Source organism: Streptomyces sp. NPDC002776, from assembly GCF_053592195.1.
On record NZ_JBSFVG010000018.1, the window covers coordinates 50699 to 73069 of the forward strand.

General features: G+C 72.3%; 22 protein-coding genes. 11 read left to right on the forward strand and 11 right to left on the reverse strand.

Annotated elements, in window-relative coordinates:
* Positions 1–37 precede the first annotated feature (37 nt).
* The 3 genes from ACWD11_RS29265 (at position 38) to ACWD11_RS29275 (ending at position 4355) form a co-directional block, all read left to right on the forward strand.
* Positions 38–1312 carry a DUF6777 domain-containing protein gene (locus tag ACWD11_RS29265; RefSeq protein ID WP_451286573.1) on the forward strand — a complete coding sequence of 425 codons (1275 nt, stop codon included), beginning with the start codon at positions 38–40 and terminating at the stop codon, positions 1310–1312.
* A 65-nt stretch (positions 1313–1377) separates the two neighbouring features.
* The gene (locus ACWD11_RS29270) at positions 1378–3465 is read left to right on the forward strand and encodes a SpoIIE family protein phosphatase (protein ID WP_389418963.1); all 2088 of its coding nucleotides are present in this window, start codon (positions 1378–1380) and stop codon (positions 3463–3465) included.
* 26 nt (positions 3466–3491) lie between these two features.
* A complete protein-coding gene (locus tag ACWD11_RS29275) occupies positions 3492–4355 on the forward strand; it encodes an Fpg/Nei family DNA glycosylase (RefSeq protein ID WP_389418962.1) in 864 nt (287 codons plus the stop codon).
* Positions 4356–4368: 13 nt separating this feature from the next.
* Here ACWD11_RS29275 and ACWD11_RS29280 read toward each other — a convergent pair whose 3' ends face one another.
* From ACWD11_RS29280 to ACWD11_RS29295, 4 genes are all read right to left on the reverse strand, one after another.
* The gene (locus ACWD11_RS29280) at positions 4369–5550 is read right to left on the reverse strand and encodes a PP2C family protein-serine/threonine phosphatase (RefSeq protein ID WP_451286575.1); all 1182 of its coding nucleotides are present in this window, start codon (positions 5548–5550) and stop codon (positions 4369–4371) included.
* A 94-nt stretch (positions 5551–5644) separates the two neighbouring features.
* On the reverse strand, positions 5645–6298 hold the full coding sequence (locus ACWD11_RS29285) for a zf-HC2 domain-containing protein (RefSeq protein ID WP_451286577.1): 654 nt from the start codon (positions 6296–6298) through the stop codon (positions 5645–5647).
* A 181-nt stretch (positions 6299–6479) separates the two neighbouring features.
* A complete protein-coding gene (locus ACWD11_RS29290) occupies positions 6480–6995 on the reverse strand; it encodes a hypothetical protein (RefSeq protein ID WP_389418959.1) in 516 nt (171 codons plus the stop codon).
* 135 nt (positions 6996–7130) lie between these two features.
* The gene (locus ACWD11_RS29295; RefSeq protein WP_351980407.1) at positions 7131–7676 is read right to left on the reverse strand and encodes a sigma-70 family RNA polymerase sigma factor; all 546 of its coding nucleotides are present in this window, start codon (positions 7674–7676) and stop codon (positions 7131–7133) included.
* A 211-nt stretch (positions 7677–7887) separates the two neighbouring features.
* Between ACWD11_RS29295 and ACWD11_RS29300 the strand changes: the two genes are divergently transcribed.
* On the forward strand, positions 7888–9036 hold the full coding sequence (locus tag ACWD11_RS29300) for a CapA family protein (protein ID WP_451286579.1): 1149 nt from the start codon (positions 7888–7890) through the stop codon (positions 9034–9036).
* 42 nt (positions 9037–9078) lie between these two features.
* Here the strand turns inward: ACWD11_RS29300 and ACWD11_RS29305 are convergent, their stop codons facing one another.
* Positions 9079–9552: a MarR family winged helix-turn-helix transcriptional regulator gene (locus ACWD11_RS29305; RefSeq protein ID WP_451286581.1), complete on the reverse strand. Its 474-nt coding sequence runs from the start codon at positions 9550–9552 to the stop codon at positions 9079–9081.
* Positions 9553–9624: 72 nt separating this feature from the next.
* On the opposite strand from ACWD11_RS29305, the gene ACWD11_RS29310 reads away from it, so the two are divergent.
* Positions 9625–10440 carry an alpha/beta fold hydrolase gene (locus ACWD11_RS29310; RefSeq protein ID WP_451286583.1) on the forward strand — a complete coding sequence of 272 codons (816 nt, stop codon included), beginning with the start codon at positions 9625–9627 and terminating at the stop codon, positions 10438–10440.
* A gap of 27 nt (positions 10441–10467) precedes the next feature.
* Here ACWD11_RS29310 and ACWD11_RS29315 read toward each other — a convergent pair whose 3' ends face one another.
* Positions 10468–10929, reverse strand: coding sequence for a universal stress protein (locus ACWD11_RS29315; protein ID WP_389418954.1), 462 nt, complete (start codon positions 10927–10929; stop codon positions 10468–10470).
* A gap of 597 nt (positions 10930–11526) precedes the next feature.
* On the opposite strand from ACWD11_RS29315, the gene ACWD11_RS29320 reads away from it, so the two are divergent.
* Entirely contained in the window at positions 11527–12378 is an 852-nt protein-coding gene (locus tag ACWD11_RS29320) for a polysaccharide deacetylase family protein (protein ID WP_451286585.1), read from the forward strand.
* 30 nt (positions 12379–12408) lie between these two features.
* On the opposite strand, the gene ACWD11_RS29325 is transcribed toward ACWD11_RS29320, so the two are convergent.
* On the reverse strand, positions 12409–13074 hold the full coding sequence (locus ACWD11_RS29325) for a class F sortase (RefSeq protein WP_451286587.1): 666 nt from the start codon (positions 13072–13074) through the stop codon (positions 12409–12411).
* A gap of 342 nt (positions 13075–13416) precedes the next feature.
* On the opposite strand from ACWD11_RS29325, the gene ACWD11_RS29330 reads away from it, so the two are divergent.
* Positions 13417–13902, forward strand: coding sequence for a hypothetical protein (locus ACWD11_RS29330; protein ID WP_389418951.1), 486 nt, complete (start codon positions 13417–13419; stop codon positions 13900–13902).
* A 96-nt stretch (positions 13903–13998) separates the two neighbouring features.
* Here the strand turns inward: ACWD11_RS29330 and ACWD11_RS29335 are convergent, their stop codons facing one another.
* The 3 genes from ACWD11_RS29335 to ACWD11_RS29345 all read right to left on the reverse strand — a co-directional run bounded on the left by ACWD11_RS29335 (position 13999) and on the right by ACWD11_RS29345 (position 16170).
* Positions 13999–14550, reverse strand: coding sequence for a hypothetical protein (locus tag ACWD11_RS29335; protein ID WP_451286589.1), 552 nt, complete (start codon positions 14548–14550; stop codon positions 13999–14001).
* A 213-nt stretch (positions 14551–14763) separates the two neighbouring features.
* Positions 14764–15528, reverse strand: coding sequence for a bestrophin-like domain (locus ACWD11_RS29340; protein ID WP_389418949.1), 765 nt, complete (start codon positions 15526–15528; stop codon positions 14764–14766).
* A gap of 15 nt (positions 15529–15543) precedes the next feature.
* Complete coding sequence (locus ACWD11_RS29345; RefSeq protein WP_451286591.1) at positions 15544–16170, reverse strand: hypothetical protein; 627 nt, start codon at positions 16168–16170, stop codon at positions 15544–15546.
* A gap of 270 nt (positions 16171–16440) precedes the next feature.
* Here ACWD11_RS29345 and ACWD11_RS29350 point away from each other — a divergent pair, with 270 nt between their 5' ends.
* The 3 genes from ACWD11_RS29350 to ACWD11_RS29360 all read left to right on the forward strand — a co-directional run bounded on the left by ACWD11_RS29350 (position 16441) and on the right by ACWD11_RS29360 (position 20579).
* Positions 16441–17397 (forward strand): SCO0930 family lipoprotein, encoded by a 957-nt coding sequence (locus ACWD11_RS29350; protein WP_389418947.1) that lies wholly within the window; start codon positions 16441–16443, stop codon positions 17395–17397.
* A 237-nt stretch (positions 17398–17634) separates the two neighbouring features.
* On the forward strand, positions 17635–18447 hold the full coding sequence (locus tag ACWD11_RS29355) for an SAM-dependent methyltransferase (RefSeq protein WP_451286593.1): 813 nt from the start codon (positions 17635–17637) through the stop codon (positions 18445–18447).
* Positions 18444–20579 carry a putative bifunctional diguanylate cyclase/phosphodiesterase gene (locus ACWD11_RS29360; protein WP_389418945.1) on the forward strand — a complete coding sequence of 712 codons (2136 nt, stop codon included), beginning with the start codon at positions 18444–18446 and terminating at the stop codon, positions 20577–20579. Before ACWD11_RS29355 ends, ACWD11_RS29360 begins: the two co-directional genes overlap by 4 nt.
* Before the next feature lie 114 nt (positions 20580–20693).
* Here ACWD11_RS29360 and ACWD11_RS29365 read toward each other — a convergent pair whose 3' ends face one another.
* Positions 20694–21578, reverse strand: a complete 885-nt coding sequence (locus tag ACWD11_RS29365; protein WP_250077382.1) for a LysR family transcriptional regulator — start codon at positions 21576–21578, stop codon at positions 20694–20696.
* 121 nt (positions 21579–21699) lie between these two features.
* On the opposite strand from ACWD11_RS29365, the gene ACWD11_RS29370 reads away from it, so the two are divergent.
* Positions 21700–22371 (forward strand): succinate dehydrogenase, encoded by a 672-nt coding sequence (locus tag ACWD11_RS29370; protein ID WP_389419213.1) that lies wholly within the window; start codon positions 21700–21702, stop codon positions 22369–22371.

A 22371-nucleotide genomic window follows, 5' to 3' on the forward strand; every position in this document is an offset into this window, starting at 1 on the left:
GAGTGGCGAACTGCCCGATAAGAGGCGGGAGAGTGCGGTGCGAACCCCCACAGGAACCCTGGTCACGGCCGGCGCGCTCGCCGCGGCGCTGCTGGTCACCGGCTGTGGCTCGGAGAGCGACAAGGGCACGGCGGCGAGCGGGGAGGTCTTCCTCCAGCCGGTGGCGGCACCGGGACCCGATCCCTTCACGGACTCCACGGCCACCTCGACGGCTACCCCGCCGCCCGTCACCCGAACGCCGCAGTCCACCCCGACCTCCGACGGCGTGCGCTCCTACTCCGGGTCCACACCCGGCCTGTACAGCGGCACCGAGCGCGTCGGCAGCTGTGATGTGAACCGGCAGATCGGCTATCTCACCGCCGACCAGGGCAAGGCGCGCGCCTTCGCCGGGGCTGCCGGCATCTCCGAAGCCGGGATTCCGCAGTACCTGCGCGGCCTCGCCCCCGTCGTGCTGCGCGCCGACACTCGGGTCACCAACCACGGGTACCGCGCCGGACGGACGACCACCTACCAATCCGTCCTCCAGGCCGGCACCGCCGTCCTCGTCGACGACCGGGGCGTGCCCAGGGTGCGCTGCGCCTGCGGCAACCCGCTGAAGCCGCCCGCGGCGACCCAGGGCAGCCCCGCCGTCAGCGGCCCCGCGTGGGCGGGTTTCCGTCCGGCCCAGGTCGTCGTGGTGACTCCGGCACCCCAGGTGATCGCCGACATCACGATCATCGACGTCGTCAGCAACACCTGGATCGAACGCCGGGTCGGCCACGACGTGCGGCACGACCGCCCCGTACCGCGGCCGCAACCGCTGACGCCCGGCACCTCGACGCCCGGCACCCCGAGCCCCGACGACAGCCTCGCCCCGGACGACGAGAGCGCCGAGCCGTTCGACGAGCGCACCGGCTCCACCACGCCCGAGGCAACGCCTGAGGGAGTCCCCGACGGAGCGCCCGAGGGACCGCTGGAGAGCACACCGGCCGACTGCGCGACCCCCACCGTCACCGTCACCCCCGGCGCCACCGAGGACGCCCCCGCGGAACCGCCGACTCCGACGGACTGCCCCAGTGTCACCGTCACGGCCACCCCGCCGCCGACCGAGCCGCAGCGCCCGCCGGCGCCCTCGGACGAGGACACCGGGACCGAGCCCTCGATGCCCGACGAGCCGGAGCTCTCCCTCGACGCCTCGGACGAGATCGGCCCGGGAACCGTGCCGGACACGCCCGACGTGCCCGACGCCGGCGGGCTGATCCCCGACGCGCCCGGGGAGCGGTCCGCCTCCGGCAGCATCTTCGGCAGCCCGACGGATGTCTTCACCAGTTGACGGCTCGCTCCCCGAGTCCGCCCTTCCCGGTCGAAGAATCGGACAATTCCTGGCAAGGTGGGCGCATGGTTGATCGGGGAGCGAGCGCCCTGTCACTCCCGGACGACTGGCCCGCCCACCCGGATCCGATCCTGGCGCTCAACCGCATGGGCAGCTTCGACTGGGACCTGGACAGCGGTCTGTTCCACATGGACGCCCAGGCCCACGAGGTCTTCGACCTGCGCCCCGACGAGTACGACGGCCGCCCCGAGAGCCTCGGCGTCCGGGTCCCTCCGGCCGAGGGGCACCGCCTCGACACCATGGTCGCCCAGGCCATCAAGGACGGCAGCGAGAACTACGGCGCCTACTTCCGCCTGCGCCGCCGCGACGGCAGCCTGCGCTGGACCCACACCCAGGGCTACATCCGGCGCGACGGGACCGGCCGCCCGCGCCGCATCATCGGCATCGTCCGGGACGCCACCGACGAACTGGCCGAGAGTGCCGCACGCCGGGACCGGGCCGAGGCGGACGAGGCGCGCCGGCAGCAGACCAACGTCGTCGAGCTGACCACCGCCGCGCTGGCGCACGCCCGCACGGTCCAGGACGTCATCGACGTACTGAAGGACACCCACGGCCTCACCCATCTGGGCGCCACCAGCCTGGTCATGGGCCTGGTCGAGGCAGGCCGGATCCGGCTGATCGCCGAGGGCCCGGCGGGCAGCTTCGTCCCCGGCACCAGCGTCACCCGCCTCGACGAGCCGTACCCGATGAGCGAGGTGGTGCGGACCCTCACCCCGCGGTTCATCGAGTCACCGCAGGAGTTCGCGGACGGCTATCCCCGGCTGTGGCAGCACATCACCGGCCTGGACATCACCTCGGCCGCCTATCTGCCGCTGATCGCCCAGGCCCGGCCGATCGGCGCCATGGGCCTGCTCTACAGCGACCGGCGCGGCTTCTCGCCCGAGGACCGCAACGTCCTGGTCGCCCTCGGCAGCAGCATCGCGCAGAGCCTGCAGCGGGCCATGTTCTACGAGCAGGAGAAGGACCTGGCCACCGGCCTCCAGCAGGCCATGCTGCCGCGCACCATCCCGAGCGTCCCCGGCGCCGATGTCGCCGTCCGCTACCGGGCCGGCACCGCGGCGGGCACCCTCGGCCGGGACATCGGCGGCGACTGGTACGACCTGATCCCGCTGCCGGGCGGCCGGGTCGGCGCGGTCATCGGCGACGTCCAGGGCCATGACACCCATGCCGCCGCCGTCATGGGCCAGCTCCGCATCGTGCTGCGGGCCTACGCGGCCGAGGGGCACACCCCCGCGACCGTGATGGCCCGCGCCTCGGTCTTCCTGCACGAACTGGACACCGACCGGTTCGCGACCTGCTTGTACGCCGAGGCCGACCTGTCCACCGGGGTGGTGCAGGTGGTGCGGGCCGGCCATATCGACCCGCTCGTCCGGCAGCCCGACGGCACCTGCCGGCGGGTGGCCGTGGACGGCGGCCTGCCGCTCGGTCTGTCGGCCGAGTTCGGGAGCCTGGAGTACCCGGTGCGCACCCTGGAACTCGACCCCGGGCACACCCTGCTGCTGTGCACCGACGGTCTGGTGGAACAGCCCGGCCTGGACCTCGACGAAGGCATGCAGACGCTCACCGCCCTGGTCGCCGACGGCCCGGACGACGTGCGCAAACTCGCCGACCGGCTGATCGAGGTGGCCGAGGAGCGCGGCGGCGACGACGATGTCGCCCTGCTTCTGCTGCGGCGCCGTGGCCTGGACGCCCCGCAGACCGGCGGGCGGCTGCAGCAGCACGTGGCGCCGGGCGACCCCGAGGCGCTCACCCAGGCCCGCCACATGATCCGCGCCGCCGTGCGGGCCTGGGGCTCCGGCGAGCGGGACGACGAGATCGAGCTGGTCGCAGACGAGCTGATCACCAACGCCCTCATGCACACCGAGGGGGCCGCGATCGTCACGTTGCGGGTGCTCACCGGCGCCGACCGCCGGCTGCGGGTGGAGGTCGAGGACTCCTCCAGCGCCCTGCCCCGGCGCCGGGAGGCGGGCGACGACGGGGTGTCCGGCCGCGGCCTGCTCCTGGTGGAGCTGCTCACGGACGTCTGGGGAGTGGAGGCCCGCGGCGGCGGCAAGTGCGTGTGGTGCGAGTTCGTGGTGCCCGGGCGGAACTGAGCCGTCCCCGGTGGCACTCTGGACGTATGCCGGAACTCCCCGAGGTGGAAGCGCTCAAGGACTTCCTCACCGAGCGCCTGGTCGGCCACGAGATCGTCCGGGTGCTGCCCGTGGCGATCAGCGTGCTGAAGACGTACGACCCACCCCTGGCCGCCGTCGAGGGGCACGAGGTCTGCGCGGTGCGCCGGTACGGCAAGTTCCTGGACCTCGAGACGGCGGACGGCCCCCACCTGATCACCCATCTCGCCCGCGCCGGCTGGCTCCACTGGAAGGACCGCCTCCCCGACGGCCCGCCCCGGCCCGGCAAGGGCCCGCTGGCCCTCAGGGTCGCGCTGGAGACCGGCGAGGGCTTCGACCTGACCGAGGCGGGCACCCAGAAACGCCTGGCGGTCTACGTCGTCCAGGACCCGCAGGACGTCCCGGGCATCGCCCGCCTCGGCCCGGACCCGCTGGCCGACGACTTCGACGAGCCCCGCCTGGCGGCCCTCCTGAAGGACGAGCGCCGTCAGCTCAAGGGCGCCCTGCGGGACCAGAGCCTGATCGCCGGCGTCGGCAACGCCTACAGCGACGAGATCCTGCACGCGGCGAGGATGTCCCCCTTCAAACTGGCCGCGAAGCTGACCCCGGCGGAGACGGGCACCCTCTACCGGGCCCTGCGCACCACGCTGACCGAGGCGGTGGAGCGTTCCCGGGGCCTGGCGGCGGGCCGGCTGAAGGCGGAGAAGAAGAGCGGGCTGCGCGTCCACGGCCGCACCGGCGAGCCCTGCCCGGTCTGCGGCGACACCGTCCGCGAGGTGTCCTTCAGCGACTCCTCGCTCCAGTACTGCCCGACCTGCCAGACCGGCGGGCACGTCCTCGCCGACCGGCGGCTGTCCCGGCTCCTCAAGTAGTCCGCGCTGGCCGTCACTTGGTGCGGGGCCACCACTCGAACATCACGATGGTCGCGTCGTCCCGCAGCCGGTTGCTGGGGGTGTCGGTGATCGAGTGGATGAGACGGCGCAGCGTCTCCGGCGCCAGCTCGCCGGCCGAGGTGGCCCGGATGACGTAGTCGGCGAACCGCTCCAGGCCGAACTCGCCGCCGTCCTCGGTCCGTGCCTCGATGACCCCGTCGGTGTACATGAGCACCCGGTCGCCGGGTTCCAGGGCGAGCTCATGGGTCTGCCGCGGCCGCGTCGAGAACCGGCCCGGCAGGCCCATCGGCGGCTCGGGGTCGCGCTCCATGGCGTCCACGATCAGCCGCCGATCGCGGATCAACAGGGGCATGGGGTGGCCGCAGTTGCTCCATCGCAGCATCCCGCTCTCCAGGTCGAGCTGGGCGAGGATGCCGGTGCAGAACTGGTCCGGCAGCCACTCCGCCAGCGCGTCGTCCACGCACGACACCAGGTCCGGCAGATCCGCGCCGGTGCGCCGCGCGTTGCGGAAGGCGGCGAGCGACACCGCGGTGGTGAGCCCGGAGGCGAGGTTGTGCCCCATGGCGTCCAGCACCGCGATGTGCAGGGTCGTCTCGGTCAGCGAGTGGTCGAAGGCGTCGCCGCCGATCTCGTAGGCCGGTTCCAGCACCCCGGTGGACACGACGTGCGCGGTGCCGATCGTGCGCGGCGGCAGGAAGGCGCGGAGCATCTCCGCGGGCAGCTGCATCGGCTCGGAGCGGGTGCGCCGTACGAAGGAGTCCTTGTACAACCGCTTGGACGTGATCATCATGGCCAGCAGGGCGGCCAGGGCCCGGCCGCGGCGCAGGGTCCGCGAGGTGAGGGACGGGGCGTGCACCGCGAGGACGCCGAGCCGCTCGGCGCCGTCCAGCAGGGGGAACCAGGCCGTCAGGCCGCGGTTCTCGGACTCCTCCACGCGCAGGGACTGCGTGCGGTACGTCCAGCCGGCGAGGGTGGTGTCGATCTCCAGTGCCTCGGCCACGTCGGTGAGCGGGACGAGCTGATGCTGCTGGAGGTCGGCGAGGTAGACCACGGACTGCTGCAGGCCCAGGGCCTTGGAGCAGCGGGCCACGGCGGTGGCCAGTTCGAGCGCGGCGTTGGCCGGGTCGGCGAGGAACTCCTCCAGCGGACCGTCGTCGGCGTCGGGCGTCCCCACCTGCGCTCCCCTCGTCGGGACCTGGGCTCTCGGGTGTGTCCCCAGCAGTGTCACACCGGGGTGCCGGGCCCGCCCGCCGACGGAGGCAACGGGGTCACCGGGAGGGCAGGGTCACCAGATGCTCCCCGTCCGAGGTGCGGACCTCGTAGTGGGCGATCTCGTGCGTCCGGAAGGCGGCGGCGCCCATCATCGTGTTCTCGCGGGCGTCGTGGCGGGCCACGCTCCAGCTGGTGATCACCTGCGCCGAGCCGTCGCGGCCGACGGCGATCAGCCGGCAGGCGCGGGGGCCCGCCCCGTCCTTGACCTTCAGCTCGACCTGGGTGCCCCAGGGCTCGCTCTCGGCCGTCACCTGTGCCCACACCCCGGAGCGTTCGTCGGTGGCCGAGACCCGTCGTGCCGTCGAGCCCCCGTCCGCCGCCGTCATCGCGACCCCCGGCGCGGCCAGCGCCACCGCCGCCGACGCGGCCAGGCCGGACAGCAGGCGCCTGCGGCCGGTGCGGTGGCGTCCCGCCACCTCGCCCAGCAGCCGGTCCAGCAGCCGGGGGCCCGGGCCGGCCATCGGGTGCACGGAGCGCGGAGTCGCCCTGCGGTACAGCATCAACTGCCGTGTCGCGGGGCCGAATTCCGTCACGTGTGCCGCGCAGCTGGGGCACTCCATGAGGTGATCCTCGAAGCGGAAGGCGTCCGCCTCGTCCAGCACGCCGAGCGCGTACGCGGCGACGTCGCGATGCCTCTCCAGGGACCTCATGCGGAATCCTCGTGCCGTTGGGTGCGGGGTGGGTTACTCCTTGCTCCCACCCGTACGCACCGGACAGCCGAATCACTCAAGCACCGCACAGAATCCCGACCAAGGGTTTCGGAGCGGCCGGGGCGGCGGATTGGTCCCGTCCCGGAAAATTTTCCACGGGGCTTCGGCCGCTCGGCCGCGCCTAGAACAGGTGGATCGCCAAGTGCCCGAGCGGCAGCCCCAGCTGCCAGGCCGGCGTCCACACCTTGGGGCCCTCGTCCTCGCCCCCGGGGGCGCCGCCGCCCGGCACCGCGTTCAGGTCCGGTGCGAGCAGTTCGGTCTCCTCCAGCCAGCGCCACGCCGCCTCGGCGAGGTCCAGATCGGGAGCGGGCGCGCCGGACTCGATCGCCTCGGCGGCCCTCCTCGCCATGCGCTCGCGCACCCAGTCCTGCCACGGCTGGTCGTACGCCGTCAGCGACAGCCAGGTGTCGAGCTGGGAGACGACGCGGATGCCCGAGAGCTCACCCCCGGCGTCGGACAGGAAGATCGTCAGCGCCAGCGCGTCCCGGCCGGCGCGGAACTCGAAGGACGTCGGCGGCATCAGATCGCCGGTCCGCAGCAGTTCGTCGGCGATGTACTCGGCGTACAACCACGCCATGGGAACGGTCAGTTCACCGCCGTCGGTGCCGTCGGTGCTCTCTTGGCCTCTGTGCTGCATCCCTTCCTGCCTTCCTCCGGTGCGTACGCGTCGCCCGAACCGGGCTTCCGGTCCGGAACACGGATGAAGACAGCCGATTACTCAACCATGGTCCACGGCAAGGCGCTTTACGGAGGTTTGACCCGGCCTTGGGTTTCACCGCAGGTCGGCCGCGTATCCGGGAAGCACCCGGCGCAGGGCGCGCAGCGCGTAGTACGCGCGGGACTTCACGGTACCGGGCGGGATGCCGAGGGTCTGCGCGGCTTCCGCCACACTGGCCCCCTGGAAGTACACCAGCACCAGGACTTCACGGTGCTCCGGAGTGAGTGTCTTCACAGCCTCCCGCACATCGAGGGCGGCGGCCGCTCGTTCCGCGTGGTCGGCGCAGACCCGGGCGTTCTCCAGGATCGCGTCGCCGACCTCGGGTGGCCGCGCCTGCCGGGCCCGCCGCGCGTCGATGGCGAGCCGCCGGCCGACGGTCAGCAGCCAGGGCCGTACGGAGTCGAAGTCGTCGGCGCGCAGGGCCTCGGGATGCTGCCAGGCGCGGACCAGGGTCTCCTGCACCAGATCCTCGGCGCGCTGCCGGTCTCCGTCGCAGAGCCTGAGCAGCAGCGCGAAGAGGGGCCGGCCGTGCTCGCGCTGGAGTGCGGCGAGCTCGTGCTCGGCGGTCGTCCCGTTCATCAGAGTGGTTCCGGCCGTCATGGCCGTATGGCATCGCAGGGCGCCCGTCGAGGACAGGCCGCGCACAAGGGTCTGCGACGGACGGTCGATCGCGTCGACGAACGGTTCGACGAACGGTCTCGGCCATCACCGGCGCAGGGCCGGACGGGCTAAGAGGCGTGTCGGAACCAGGTACCGATGTGTGCTGATTCTTACCTATTGATGGGTAAATACGACTACATCGGGGTGAGAGATGATCGCACGCAGTAGACAGGTGGCCCTGGCCCTCACCGTGGTCCTGGCCGCGGGCGCGGCCTGCCAGGCCGACCGCCATGAGGCCCCGGGGCGTCCCGCCCCCTCCGCCACCGGCTCCGGTGGCTTCACTCTCGTCGCCTCCGGCGACGTCCTGCCGCACAGCTCGATCATCGACCGCGCCCGGTTCGACGCGGGCGGCCGGGGCTACGACTTCCGCCCCATGTTCGCCGGGGTGAAACCCCTCGTGACCCGCGCCGACCTGGCCCTGTGCCATATGGAGACGGTCTACGGCGAGAACGGGAACTACACCGGCTACCCCGCCTTCAAGTCCCCGCCGGAAGTCGCCGCGGGCCTCGCCGCCACCGGCTACGACGGCTGCTCGACCGCCTCCAACCACAGCCTCGACGACGGCGCCGACGGCATCCGCCGCACCCTGGACGCCCTCGACCGGGCCGGCGTACGGCATGCCGGATCCGCCCGCGCGGAGGCCGAGGCGCGCACGGTCACCGTGCTGCGCGCCGGCCCGGCGCAGGTGGCGCACCTCGCCTACACCTACGACACCAACGGCTATCCCCTCCCGCCCGGACAGCCCTGGGCGGTCAACCTGATCGACGAGGGCCGGATCCTCGCCGACGCCCGGGCCGCCCGCCGGGCGGGCGCCGACGTGGTCGTCGTATCGCTGCACTGGGGCACCGAATGGCAGGACGAACCCGACCGGCAGCAGCTGACCCTGGCCCGCTCGCTCACCGCGGCCCGCACCGGCGACCGCCCCGCCGTCGACCTCATCCTCGGCACCCACGCGCACGTCCCGCAGGCCTACGAGAAGGTGAACGGAACCTGGGTGATCTACGGCATGGGCGACCAGATCGCCGGCCAGATGTTCAACCACGCGGGCAGCCCCGACCCGCGCGGCAACCAGTCCACGCTCGGCCGCTTCACCTTCGCCCCGCCGAAGCGCCCCGGCGGGCGCTGGGAGGTGACCAAGGCCGAATTCGTGCCCCAGCTGTTCGACGTCGACGCCGGCCGGGTGGTCGACCTCAACCAGGCGCTCGGACAGGGCGCCGACGTCACGGGTGTGCGGGACCGGATCCGGGACGTGGTGTTCAGCCGGGGCGCGGCCGAGGACGGGCTGGTGATGGGGGAGTAGGCCCGATGCCCTCGGGGTCGGCCCCTGCGCCGGGGGCGGCACTCAGTCCATGTCGACGTGGTCGAAGGTCTTGAGCATCTCCTTCAGCACCCGCTTGCACGCCCGCAGTTCGGCGTCGGTCAGATCGCCGCCGACCTGCCGGTTCAGGGCGTGCTCGCGGGCGAGGATCGCGTCGATCACCGCCTCGCCCGCGGCCGTGATCCGGATCAGCGAGGAGCGCTGGTGCGCCGGGTTGGGCGTGACCTCCGCCCAGCCCTCGGCCACCGCGTCGTTGACCATCCGCTGCACGAACTGCCGGGACAGCGTCATCAGTCGGCCCATCTGGGGCACCGTCATGGCCTCGTGCCGGCGCAGCAGCCCCAGGACGGATCGCACACCGACGGAGACCCCCTCGACCTGTTCGCCCTGCTCGACCTTCCGCAGCCCGCGGCGGTAGACCGCGCCGATCAGGTCGAACACCTCGGAGACATGGTGGCCGAGGGCGTCGGGGGGAAGCGGGGCGTCGTTGTCGTTCACCCGGACATCATGCACCGCCCCATCATGACAACCAGGTTGTCAAACCATCCAGAGAATGACACCTTGGTTGTCATGACTGCTGCCTCGGAGCTTCGCTTCTTCCCGTCCGCCGACGGTGACCTCGCCTACCTGGACACCGGCGCGGGGGATCCGGTGGTCCTCCTGCACTGCGGGTTCGTCGACCACCGCTACTGGGCGGACCAGATACCGGCGCTCGCCGCCGAGTACCGCGTGATCGCGCCGGACGCACGCGGCCACGGCTTCTCGGCCAACGCGAGCGCGCCGTTCCGCTGGGCCGACGACCTCGCCGGACTGCTGCGCCACCTCGACGCGGGGCCCGCGGTCCTGGTCGGCGTGTCGATGGGCGGGGTGATCGCCACGGACACGGTGCTGGAACACCCCGAACTGGTCCGCGCCGTGGTCACGTGCGGTGCCGCGACCGGCGATCACCAGTACACGGACCCGTGGACCCGCGAGATCCAGGCCGAGTTCGCGCGCACCCTGGGCGCCGGTGACATCGAGGGCTGGCTCGCGGCCTTCCTGCGGGTCGTGCCCGGCGAACACCGTAGCGCCGCGGACATCGACCCGGAGATCCTGCGCCGGCTCAGGGAGATGGCCCTGCACACGATCATGAAGCACACGCCGGGGGAGAAGGACTGGCACGTGCGGGTGACCGACTCCTGGTCCCGGCTGGCCACGATCGACGTACCCGTGCTCGCGCTCAACGGCACCCTCGAACCGGCCGACATGATCGACGCCGCCGAACGTCTCGTCCGCGAGGTCCCGCACGGGCGGGCGGAGACGGTCGAAGGCGTCGGCCACTACCTCTCCATGGAGCGGCCGGACGCCTTCAACCGCGTGGTGCTGGAGTTCCTGCGCTCCCTCTGACGCCCCGTGAGACCCCGGCCGGGCCGGTCACGGCACCACAGTCACCGGCCAGCGCCCCGCCTTCACCAGCCGGATCGCGACCGAGCCGACGATCCGGTGCCCCGCCTGCTCCGAGGCGCCCACCACCACGGCGTCCGCCTTGAGGTCGTCGGCCGCCTTCACCAGGCCGTTGTAGGGGTCGCCGCGGAAGGTGTGGAACTCCCAGCGCACATCGAATATCCCCCTCGTGCGCTCCGTCGCGTCCCGGATCTGCGCCACCAGATCCTCGGCGATCTCGTCGGTCACCTCGGCGACCGGCGCCCCGAGGGCCGCCCCCGCCGCCATCACCGGCTGGACATACACCACGGCGAGCAGAGCGTGCTGACGCCGGGCGAGGCCACCGGCGTACGCCGCCGCCCGCAGGGAGGAGTCGGAGCCGTCCACCCCGACCAGGATGACCTTGGGTCCGTCCGTGCCCCGCTCGAACCGGTGCGTGTGCTGTTCCGTCACGCGCCGAGGCTATCGGAGCCCACGGGCCGGTCCCCGGGGAGAGGATGACGGCCCGCGCCCCGCGAGCACCGCGGTGCCGCGCGCCGACGGCGTTCGTCCTCCCCGCGGGCCGGCCCCCGAGGGGAGGCTCGACCGGCGAGAACGCCGCCGCCCCCGCGGAGGCCGCCCGGCTCCGTCCCCTCGGCGAAGCCCCCGCCGCTCGCGTCCCGTTCACCCCGTCCCGCACCACCGCGTACGCCCCTGCGCAAACTCCGCGAAAACGGGCACCCGAACGACGGCCCGCGCCCCGCGTGCACCGCGGTGCCGCGCGCCGACGGCGTTCGGCCTCGCCGGAGGGGACCAGGCCGGGCGCGTCGAGCCGGACGCGGACCTGTCCGCACAGGTCCGCGTCCGGCATCGGCAGAGCGGCAGCCGCGCACCAGCAGGGCAGCGGCCGCGCGCCGGGGCGGCCTGACCATTCGGGAGGCCTTCCCGTTCCCCCCGGTTCCCCCTGATGCGCCGCCGCTGACGGTCCGTCATGGGCCGGGCGGGTGGAATCGTGCCGCCGCTGAGGTGTCGTCGTGGTGCGCCGGTGCCCGGCCGGGCGACTGATGAGTCATGCAGAAGGATCCGTTGCTCACCCGGCTGCTCACCCGCCGCCGGGCCCTGCTCGCCGGCGTCACCGCCGTCGGGGCGGCCGGCACCGCCGGGCTGTTCGCCCTGGGCGGGGACACCGAACCGGTCAGGCCCTCCGCCGCCCCGGCCGCGGGCCCCCAGGCGCGCAGCGCCCTCAAGCCCTCCTCCTACCGACTCCAGCCCCTGACCGGCTACGGCCCGCCCCGGGCGGCGCCCCGCCGCACCCTGGTCCGCCGTACCCCGCTGCTGCGGGTCTCCGGCCGCGGCCGGACCATGGTGCTGACCTTCGACGACGGCCCCGACCCGCGCTACACACCCGCCATCCTGGACACCCTCGCGGAGTACCAGGTGCGGGCGATGTTCTTCGTGTGCGGAGAGATGGCCGCCGCCCGCCCCGATCTGCTGGCCCGGATGGCCGAGGAGGGCCATGTCGTGGGCAACCACACCTGGTCCCACCCGCTGCTGACCCGGCTGACCCGCGGTCAGATCCGCTCCCAGATGGAACGTACCTGCGACATCGTCGAGGAGGCCTGGGGCGAACGCCCCCAGTGGTTCCGCGCCCCCTACGGCGCCTGGAACCGCGCCGCCTTCCAGCTCGGCGCCGAACTGGGCATGGAGCCGCTGGCCTGGACGGTCGACACCCTCGACTGGACCACCCCCGGCACCCGGACCATCGTCGGCCGGGTGGAGAACGGCGCCGCCCCCGGCGTCGTGGTGCTCTCGCACGACGCCGGGGGCGACCGCTCCCAGAGCGTCCACGCCCTGCGGGACTATCTGCCCGACCTGCTGGACGCCGGCTATCACGTCACCGTCCCCCGGCGGCAGTACGCCTGACGGGCTCCCGCCCGCCCGGCCGGGGAACGCTCAGCGGACCTCGACCAGGCGGGCGAAGGCCACCACATTGCCGTCGTAGCCGTTCTGCTTGGAGAAACCGCCGCCGCAGGTGATGACCCGCAATTCCGCGGCGCCCTTGGAGCCGTAGACCCGGTCGCCGGGGAAGTTGTTCTTCTCGAACACCTCGATGCCGTAGATCTCGAACACGGCCGTCTTTCCGTCCTTGCGCGCCACCTCGACGCGATTTCCCTTCTTCAGGGCGCCGAGCCCGTAGAAGACGGCGGGCCCCTGGCTGTTGTCGACATGGCCCACGACGACCGCGGTGCCCTTCTCGCCGGGCGAGACGGCGCCGGTGAACCAGCCCGCCAGGTTCGGGTCCTCCGGCGGCGGGGCGTCCACCCAGCCCTCGGCGTCCAGACCCACGGCCAGCATCGGCGCGTCGACCTGGATCGCGGGGATCCGGACCCGGTCGGGCACGGCGTACGGCAGCGGGGCGGGGGCGCCCCCGAAGGTGGTGGCGCCCTGCACCCGGCTGTCGGCGGCGGCGGCCGACGCGGGCTGCGGAGGGCCGACGTCGAATTCCCCCGAACCATTCCGAATGAGCGCGAGGCCGGTCAGCAGAACAAGCGCTATCACGCCCCAAGGAGCACGCTTCTTCCGCTGCTCCTCCTCTTCGGCCAGCTCGGACCCAGACATTCGTTACCCCTCTCGACGCGGCCGTCGCCCCGTCATTCGCGCATACGAGAACGCTAAGTCCCGAGCGGGAAACCGGCGACGGGTGCGGCTGCGAACGGGTGGCCCCGACTCCTTTCGGCATCCGGTGGTGCGCCATCCGAGTTGCCGTCGAAAGGAATTTTCTGACCGGCCGTGACCTGCGACAATATCCGATTGTGCGCTTTTCTCCCGGCGTGTCCTCTCACCAGGACGGACCATTCCCGAAATGCGGCCTCCTGATCGGCATCTGAGGGTCTGTCTGGGAGGCGCTTTCTCGCCGATCGACCGGGGACGGTTCCCGGGGCGTCTTCCGCGGAGGATCAGATGCGCAACTCTCGTGCCCTGGCGGTGTCAGCGGCGGCGGTCGCCGCCCTCGGGCTCGCCGCCCCCGCGGCCGTCGCCTGGGACCAGCCGAGCAACATCGTCGCCCTGCCCAGTGTCATCGCCCGCGGGGGCCAGATGACCATCACCGTCGACGGCTGCCGGGACGGCGGCACCGCGACCTCCAACGCCTTCCCCTCGACCCGGCTGTCGCCCATCCATGGCGCCAACGAGACCTCGAAGGGCACCGCGACGATCAACAGCCACGCGAGCCCGGGCACCTACGACATCACCGTCACCTGCTCCGGCAGGACCCTGACCCGTCCGGCCGCGTTCACCGTCATCGGTGGCGTGCGCGGCGGCATCGGCGGCAGCTCCTCGTCCGGGGCCACGCCGACCGACATCGCCATCGGTGGCGGTCTGGTGGCCGCCGCCGTGGTCGGTGGCGGACTGTTCTGGATGCGCCGCAGGTCCGAGAAGGGGATCTGATCCGCAGCCGTTCGGGGATCGCACGTCAGTGAAGGCCTTCGCCCCGGCCCCCCTTGCGGGGGGAACCGGGGCGAAGGCCTGTGCGCGCTGCCGGCGTCAGCCGCCGTCCTCCGAGGTGCGCTTGCGGGAGAGGTGGTACGCCGCCCCGATGGAGCCCGCGATGAGCGCGGCACCGAGCCCGATCTCCTGGAGGTCGAACCCGGCGAAGGTGCCGCCCTCGCCCGCGTGGACGCCCTTTTGCGGGTGCGGGTGCGGGTGCGGGTGCGGCTGGGGCGAGGGGCGGTGGGTGGGCGTGCGGCCGCCGGCGATGGTCAGATCCGTCGAGCCGCTGATGTTGTCGCAGGAGAACGTGACCTTGTACGTCGCGCCCGGCCTGGCGTCCCAGTCCACGACCGCTGTCGCCTGGGACTGATGCGGGCGGATGGTGACCGTGTCGAAGACCGCCGAGGTGACCGTCGCCGGTCCTCTGCAGCCGCCGTCCCGTTCGAGTCTGAGTGCGACCTGCCCGCCCGCGGCGATCGTGGAGGGCAGGACGCTGAAGCCGAACGGCGTGATGTTCTCCTCGTCCGCGGCCAGGGCGGCCGGCGCGGTGAGGGTCAGGGCGGTCACGCCCAGCAGCGCGGCCGAAGCGACGCGTATCGCGCGCATGGTGGTTCCTCCGGGTCCCCGAGGAGCAGCTGCGGACCTTTTCCGCTTGCGCCAGAAATGCACCTCGATGATCGAAACGCTAGGAAGGTGCGCACACCCGCGCGAACGCAGTCGTACAAATGGGGCAAGCGTGTGGGCCGCTCGGGGGACAGCCGTTCCTGCGGCCGGGGGACGGTGGCGGCGTGGCGCCTTCGTCCCCCGGGTGCGTTCCCCTCAGCCCTTGGCGTCGGGGAAGAGGTTCAGGAACGGCTCAGCGGATGCCGTGATGCCACGGCTGTAGGGCGCGTCGAAGTCCCAGATGAGGAAGAGCAGGAAGGCGATCAGCGCCGAGAACAGCACGGCGAGGATCAGCTCACGCGGGGTCCGCCGGATCTGCAGGGCGAGGATCATCCCGATGGTCACGACGGCCCCGGCGATCAGCCCGAACCACACCACCCCCGGCATGGTCTCCCCGGTCGAGTTGGCCCGGGCGTTGCGCGCCTGGTCCGCGGCGGCGACCTGGTCCACGATCGGCTGGTAGGCCTGGGCCTCGAAGTCGGTGCGCGGCTCGTAGTCGGTGACGTCCTCGCGGACCCGCTGGAGGAGCTGGGTGCCGCGCTCGGTGACCTCGCCGTGGTCGGCCATCGCCTGCCACTCGGTGGTGACGACGTGTCCGACATAGGCGTTGACATCCTCCCGAATACGGTCACGCACCTCCGGTGGGTACACCCGGACCCGCTCGGAGATCTCGTGCAGGGCGATCGCCTCCGACTGGACGTGGTCCTGCGCCGCGCTGCGCCCCTCCCACACCCCGGCGATGGCCAGGCCCAGGACGATGGCGTAGACCACGCCGATCCACATCGTCATGTACTCGATGACGTCCGGCGTCTCGGAGGGGTCCTCGTCCTCCGCCGCCGTGCGATGGCGGACGAAGGTGATGGCGACCACCACGACGCAGGCGGCCAGCATCGCGAGGGTGAGAACAAGCCATTCCGGCAAGGGGTGCCTCCAGGATCAGCGCGGGCGCAGCGCGGCGACGGCGACGATCGCGGGCGCGGCGATGAGCAGGACGAAGGTGAGCGGGGCGGTGGCGCTGCGGGTGGGCGGCCGCTGGGCGGTGGGGCGGTGGCGCGGATAGTGCACCGGGGCCGCGGAGGGACCCGGGGCGGGCGTGGCCGACGGCGTCGGAGTCGGCTTCGGCTCGGGCTGTGGGGTGGGGCTGGTGGGCGGGGGCGGTTGCGGGAGGAGGGCTGCGGGCGCTGGGGGCGGTGGGGGCTTCGGTGCTGGTGGCGGGGTGGGTGCGGGGATGGGCTCGGGCGGCTTCGGGGTGGGCTTCGGCGGGGGTTCCGGGGTGGGGGTCGGCTTGGGCGGCGCGGACGTGGGCGTGGGGGTCGGGCAGGGCGTCGGGGGAGGAGGGGGCGGAGGGGGAGGCGGCGGCGGTGGGGGGCACGCCGGGGGAGTGGGCCAGGCGGCGCTCCCGGCGACCGCCACCGCCTCGGTGCCGCCCGGTCCGGTCGAGGCGTAGGCGCAGGCGTCGGCCGCCGCGGGACCGGCCGGCGCCCCCACGAGCAGCCAGCTCAGCGCCAGCAGGGCCAATATCCGGGCGGCGAGGGCGGATTGGGTCGTTTCGGGTGCATGCACGACACAGGATCTTGCGGCCCGGCCGACGCCCAGAAACCTTTCTTCGCAGGGGAATGCCCCGAAGGGAGGACGGGAGCGGCGGGCCGTTTGATGGATGGCCCGCTCGCCCGTCCGCCGACCCGATCACCCGTGCGAGGGCGGCCGGTGTCACAGGTTCCGGAAAGAAAATCGCGCCCCGGTTGAACACAGCCGGGGTTCCCGTGCGTACCCAGTGTCGTGCGGCGGCGCAGCAGGGCGCTGCAACACCCGTACATATATGGGGAGTTGACGATGAAGACCTCGTGGCGGAGCGCTTCGCTCGTGGTGAGCGCCGTGGCAGCACTGGCGCTGACGACGGCGTGCGGTCAGGAGACCACCCCGCCGGCGAGCAGCCAGAACGTCGGTGCGACAGCGGCGGCCGGAGACTACGGAACCGCGGGGACCGGCCTGGGCGACGCCGCCGAGTCCGGCACCGCCGGGGCCGGTGCGCAGGGTGCCGCGACCCAGACGACCCCCGCCGGTGAGCTGGCCGTCTCCACCGACGAGGAGCTCGGCCAGGTGCTGACCGACAGCGCCGGGCTCACCCTCTACCGCTTCGACAAGGACACCGCCGAACCGCCCAAGACGAACTGCGAGGGCGACTGCGCCACGACCTGGCCTCCGGTTCCCGCGGACGACGCCGGCGCCGGCGCCGGTGTCGACAAGTCCCAGCTCGGCGAGGTCACCCGGCCCGACGGAACCAAGCAGCTGACGATCGGCGGCTGGCCGGCGTACCGCTACGCCAAGGACGTCAACGCGGGCGACACCAAGGGGCAGGGCGTGGGCGGCACGTGGTACGCGCTGGCCCCCGACGGCAAGAAGGCCCAACTGGCCGATTCTCCCGGCCTGTCCACCCGCAAGGACCCCGGCCTCGGCGAGATCGTCGTCGACAAGAACGGCATGACGGTCTACCGCTTCATGAAGGACGAGGCCTGGCCGGAGCCGGTCTCCGCCTGCACCGGCGCCTGCCTGGAGAAGTGGCCGGTGGTGGCGCCGGTGGCGAACAACGACACCAAGGGCGTGGAGAAGAAGGGCCTGATGAGCTTCACCCGGCCCGACGGCGCCAAGCAGCAGACGGTCGACTGCTGGCCGATCTACACCTTCGCCGGTGACAAGGCTCCCGGTGACACCAACGGTCAGGGCGTCGGCGGCACCTGGTACGCCGTGGCCCCCGACGGAAAGCCGGTCGGCGCGCCGGAAAAGAAGTAGAAGGCGGGTACTTCGCAGGCGAGAGATGCGGACGAACGGCCGGCGCGCGCCCACGGGTCCACCCCCTCCGCACCGCACGGAGGGGGTGGACCCGTGGGTCGTGGTGCGGGCGAATTCGGCACGTGCCGCAGGCAGTGACCGGGAACGGATGGTCAATTTCCGTTTCCGCTCGCTCCTTTGGCGGGCGATCAGTAGCCTCAGCTCGAACACCGGATCGCCTGAGCCTTGGAGAGATAGATGGAGCGTCCCGCCTGGGCACCACGGAGCATCGACATCTCGGTGCCGAGCGTCTCGCGAATCTACGACTACTACCTGGGCGGTTCGCACAACTTCGAGGTCGACCGGGAAGCCGCGCGCAAGGCCATGGGGTTCATGCCGGGCCTCCCCAAGATCATGCAGGCGAACCGGGCGTTCATGCGCCGCGCCGTGCGTTACGCGGCCAGCGAGGGGATCACCCAGTTCCTCGACATCGGCTCGGGCATCCCGACCTTCGGCAACGTCCACGAGGTGGCCCAGGCGGCCAGCCCCGGCGCGCACGTGGTCTACGTCGACCACGACCCGGTGGCCGTCGCGCACAGCCAGGCGGTCCTGGACGGCGACGAGCACACCGACGTCGTCGCGGCCGATCTGCGCAAGCCCCGGGAGATTCTGGCGAGCCCTCAGGTCGAGCGGCTGATCGACCTGAACCGTCCGGTGGCCCTGCTGCTCGTTGCCATACTGCACTTCGTGGAAGACGCGGACGACCCGTACTCAGCGGTGGCCGAGCTGCGCGACGCGCTCGCGCCCGGCAGCCTGCTGATCCTCACGCATGCCTCGTACGAGGGAATCCCGCTTCCCGCGGAGCGGGCCGAGGGCACGGTGGGCGTATACAAGGACATTCGCAACCCGCTGATCATGCGCTCGCGCGAGGAGATCGCGCGGTTCTTCGAGGGGTACGACATGGTGGAACCCGGACTGGTGTCGATGCCGCGGTGGCGGCCGGACACCGCACCGGAGGATGAGGACCCCTGGGCCTTCTCCGGTTTCGCGGGCGTGGGGCGTACGGCGTGAGCGCGGAGCCGGACGGGCCGGAGGACAGACTGCGCCGGTTCGCGACCATCTGGAGCCGGGCGGTGTTCCCGGTGACCTCGACGTCGTCGACCCGCCCGGAGTTCGAGGAGCAGCTGCTGCCGCTCGCCCGCCGGTTGAGCGTGGCGCTCAGGGCCAGGACCTTCGACGCCGAGGAGGGCCGGGCGGTGGGCGCCGCCCTGGTGGGCGCGCACTGTACCGACCCCGAGGCGCTCAGCCGCAGTCTCGACTGCGTCGAGGCCTATCTGGTGCTGTACTGCGGCGGCGACGGCCCCCGGGAGGACCTGCGGGCCCGCTCCGCGCGGCTCCAGCACGCCATGGCCGCCGGGTACGCCCAGGCGCTGCGCGAGCGGACGCTGGCCGAGCAGGAGGCGATCTCCGTGGCCGCCCTGAAGGCGCAGGGCGTGGTGGCGCAGGCCCTGCACGCCAGTGAGGCCCGCTTCCGGGCGGTGTTCGAGGGCGCCGCCATAGGGATCGGCATCGCCGACCTCGGGGGCAACATACTGCAGGTCAATGGCGCCCTGGTGCGTATGTTCGGCGGCGCCGAGCAGATGGTGCGGGCCCGCAACGTCATGGACTGGACGCATCCCGAGGACGCGCCGCAGGTCTGGAAGCTCTACGAGGAGCTGGTGCGCGGCGAGCGCGAGCACTACCACGTGGAGAAGGCGTTCTACCGTCCCGACGGCACGGTCCTGTGGACCAATCTGACCGTCTCCCTGCTGCGCGACGCCGACGGCAACCCCGAGTACCAGCTCGCCCTGATGGAGGACACCACCGAGCGCCGGCTGCTCAACCTCCGGCTGCGCTACGAGGCCACGCACGACGCGCTCACCGGGCTGCCCAACCGCACGCTGTTCTTCGAGCGCCTGGAGAAGGCCCTCGGTGCGGGGGAGGGCCAGCGGTTCGGGCTGTGCTACCTCGACCTGGACGGCTTCAAGACCATCAACGACAGCCTCGGCCACGCGGCCGGCGACCGGCTGCTGGTGGAGGTCGCCGACCGGCTCCAGGCCTGCGCGACCGCGCCCGGTGAGATGGTCGCCCGGCTCGGCGGCGACGAGTTCGTGGCGCTGACCACGGGACCGGACACCGCCCGCGAGGTCGACGAGCTGGCCGCCCGGATCATGAACGCGCTGGTCGCCCCGATCAGCGTCGACGGCCGGGAGCTGACCGTGCGCGGCAGCATCGGCATCGTGGAGGGAGCGGCGGGCGAGCGCAGCCCGGCGGAGGTGCTGCGCAGCGCCGACATCACGATGTACCGGGCGAAATCGGCGGGGGGCAACCGCTACGAGCTGGCCGATCCCGAGGCCGACGCCCGCGCCATCACCCGGCACGGACTCACGACATCGCTGCCGACCGCCCTGGACCGGGGCGAGTTCTTCATCGAGTACCAGCCGTTGGTGCACCTCGGCGACGGCAGCGTCCGCGGCGCCGAGGCCCTGGTGCGCTGGCTGCACCCGCAGCACGGCGTCCTCGGTCCCGACCGGTTCATCCCGCTCGCCGAGCACACGGGACTGATCGTTCCGCTCGGCCGCTGGGTGCTGGAGCAGTCGGTGCGCCAGGCCCGGGAGTGGCGCGACCGGCACTCGGACGCGGGCCCGCTGCGCATCAACGTCAACCTCTCCCCGTGCCAGCTCACCCACCCCGGCCTGGTGCAGGACACGGTGGACATCCTGGAGCGCACGGGCGTCGACCCCGACGCGCTGTGCCTGGAGGTCACCGAGTCGGCGCTGATCGGCGCAGACGACGACCTGCTCAAGCCGCTGCGCCGGCTGGCCGAGATGGGCGTCGACATCGCCCTGGACGACTTCGGCACCGGCTACTCCAACCTCGCCAACCTGCGCCGGCTGCCGGTGAGCGTGCTGAAGCTGGACCGCTCCTTCACCCAGAGCATGCAGCAGTTCCCGGCGGACCCCGTCGACCTCAAGATCGTCGAAGGGATCGTTTCCCTCGCCCACAGCCTGGACCTCACGGTGACGGTGGAGGGCGTCGAGACCGGCGCCCAGGCCGAACAGCTGCGCATACTCGGCTGCGACACGGCCCAGGGCTGGTACTACGCCCGCCCGGGCCCCCCGGAGCGCCTGCACGAGCTGGCGCTGGTCGACGCGACGGGTTGAGCTTCCCGACCGCCCCTTGGGAAAACCCCCAAGGGGCGCGGGGAACTGCGCGAGCAACCACAGACGATCGGCATCCCGCAACGGCGATCCACCGAGCAGACGCCCCCCGGGACGTCACCGCTCCAGCAACATCCGCTGCAACTCCCGCGCGGCCCGAGGCGGAGCCACATCGCTGCGGTGGGCCAGCGCGATCGTGCGGTGCAGGCCGGGACGGGCCAGCGGGGTGACCCGTAGGCCCCGCCCCGCCCGCGCCGCCACCATCCGCGGGACCACCGCCACGCCCAGCCCCGCCCGCGCGAAGCCCAGGACCGCGTCCATCTCGCCGCCCTCCACCGCGAAGTCCGGTTCGAAGCCCTCCGCGCGACAGGCCGCGACGGTGAGTTCGCGCAGGTCGTAGCCGTGGCGGAACATCACCAGGCGTTCGCCCTCCAGGTCGGCGACGCTGATCGCGCGCTTGCCCCGGCCGGGCTTCGGGGCGTCCGGGGAGGAGACCACGACCAGGTCCTCGCGCAGCAGCTCCACCGTCGCCAGGGCCGGTGACGGGGTCGGCAGCGGGAGGACCACCAACGCCAGGTCCAGCGCGCCGCGGGCGAGCTCGCGTACCAGGTCGTGGGAGCCGCCTTCCTCGATCAGCAGGCGGATGCCGGGGTAGCGGTCGTGGAAGGCGCGCAGGACGTCGGGGAGCAGACCGGTGCACAGGCTCGGGGTCGCGCCGAGCCGGACCCGACCGCTGCGCAACTGCACCAGCTCCTGGACCTCGAGCCGCGCTGTATCCGCGTCGGCCAGGATGCGCCGGGCCAGCGGCAGCAGGGCCTCGCCCGCGTCGGTGAGCGTGATGTTGCCCCGGGCCCGCAGGAACAGGTCCGCGCCCAGCTCCCGCTCCAGGGCCTTGATCTGCTGGGACAGGGACGGCTGCGCCACGTGGACCAGGTCGGCGGCCCGGGTGAAGTGCCGGGTCTCGGCGACCGCCACGAAGTACTGGAGCTGCTGGAACTGCATGGCACCCACGATAGCCGTTGGCTATGGAAACGAGCCGGATGATGTCTTGGACCGATCGGTCACCCGCCCCGTACCGTCTGGTGACATGGCTCTGGCAACGCGGACGGACCGACGACCGTCCATGGCACGCACGGTGTGGGACAGCTCCGTCGGCAAGAAGACCGTCATGGCGGTCAGCGGGCTGATCATGCTGTCGTATCTGGTCGTCCACATGATGGGAAACCTGAAGATCTTCTTCGGGGCCGGGGAGTTCAACGAGTACGCGCACTGGCTGCGCACGGTCGGCGAGCCCTTCATGCACTACGAGTGGACGCTCTGGCTCGTCCGCGTCGTGCTGGTGGTCGCCGTGATCGCGCACGGCGTCTCCGCGTACCAGCTCAGCCGCCGCGACATCAAGGCGCGGCCCAGCAAGTACGTGCACAAGAAGCCACGGGCGAGCTACGCCACCCGCACCATGCGCTGGGGCGGGATCATCCTCGCCCTGTTCATCGTCTGGCACATCCTCGACCTGACGACCGGCACCGTGCACTCGGGCGGATTCGAGGAGGGGCGCCCGTACCAGAACGTCGTGGACACCTTCTCCACCTGGTACGGCAACGTCATCTACATCGTGGCGGTGCTCGCCGTCGGCCTGCACATCCGGCACGGCTTCTGGAGCGCCGCCCAGACCCTGGGCGCCGGCAGCCGCACCCGCGACCGCGCCCTGAAGGCCGTAGCAAACGTTCTCGCGCTTGTGCTCACCTGCGGCTTCCTCGCCGTGCCCGTGGGCGTCATGACCGGAGTGGTGAGCTGA

Bases quoted from the DNA above. Each gene is read 5' to 3' on its own strand.
- ACWD11_RS29295 (WP_351980407.1), bottom strand. From the start codon at position 7,676: ATGACGGCCGGAACCACTCTGATGAACGGGACGACCGCCGAGCACGAG.
- ACWD11_RS29300 (WP_451286579.1), top strand. From the start codon at position 7,888: ATGATCGCACGCAGTAGACAGGTGGCCCTGGCCCTCACCGTGGTCCTG.
- ACWD11_RS29275 (WP_389418962.1), top strand. From the start codon at position 3,492: ATGCCGGAACTCCCCGAGGTGGAAGCGCTCAAGGACTTCCTCACCGAG.
- ACWD11_RS29285 (WP_451286577.1), bottom strand. From the start codon at position 6,298: ATGAGGTCCCTGGAGAGGCATCGCGACGTCGCCGCGTACGCGCTCGGC.
- ACWD11_RS29370 (WP_389419213.1), top strand. From the start codon at position 21,700: ATGGCACGCACGGTGTGGGACAGCTCCGTCGGCAAGAAGACCGTCATG.
- ACWD11_RS29320 (WP_451286585.1), top strand. From the start codon at position 11,527: ATGCAGAAGGATCCGTTGCTCACCCGGCTGCTCACCCGCCGCCGGGCC.
- ACWD11_RS29270 (WP_389418963.1), top strand. From the start codon at position 1,378: ATGGTTGATCGGGGAGCGAGCGCCCTGTCACTCCCGGACGACTGGCCC.
- ACWD11_RS29365 (WP_250077382.1), bottom strand. From the start codon at position 21,578: ATGCAGTTCCAGCAGCTCCAGTACTTCGTGGCGGTCGCCGAGACCCGG.
- ACWD11_RS29310 (WP_451286583.1), top strand. From the start codon at position 9,625: ATGACTGCTGCCTCGGAGCTTCGCTTCTTCCCGTCCGCCGACGGTGAC.
- ACWD11_RS29330 (WP_389418951.1), top strand. From the start codon at position 13,417: ATGCGCAACTCTCGTGCCCTGGCGGTGTCAGCGGCGGCGGTCGCCGCC.
- ACWD11_RS29350 (WP_389418947.1), top strand. From the start codon at position 16,441: ATGAAGACCTCGTGGCGGAGCGCTTCGCTCGTGGTGAGCGCCGTGGCA.
- ACWD11_RS29335 (WP_451286589.1), bottom strand. From the start codon at position 14,550: ATGCGCGCGATACGCGTCGCTTCGGCCGCGCTGCTGGGCGTGACCGCC.
- ACWD11_RS29290 (WP_389418959.1), bottom strand. From the start codon at position 6,995: ATGCAGCACAGAGGCCAAGAGAGCACCGACGGCACCGACGGCGGTGAA.
- ACWD11_RS29355 (WP_451286593.1), top strand. From the start codon at position 17,635: ATGGAGCGTCCCGCCTGGGCACCACGGAGCATCGACATCTCGGTGCCG.
- ACWD11_RS29325 (WP_451286587.1), bottom strand. From the start codon at position 13,074: ATGTCTGGGTCCGAGCTGGCCGAAGAGGAGGAGCAGCGGAAGAAGCGT.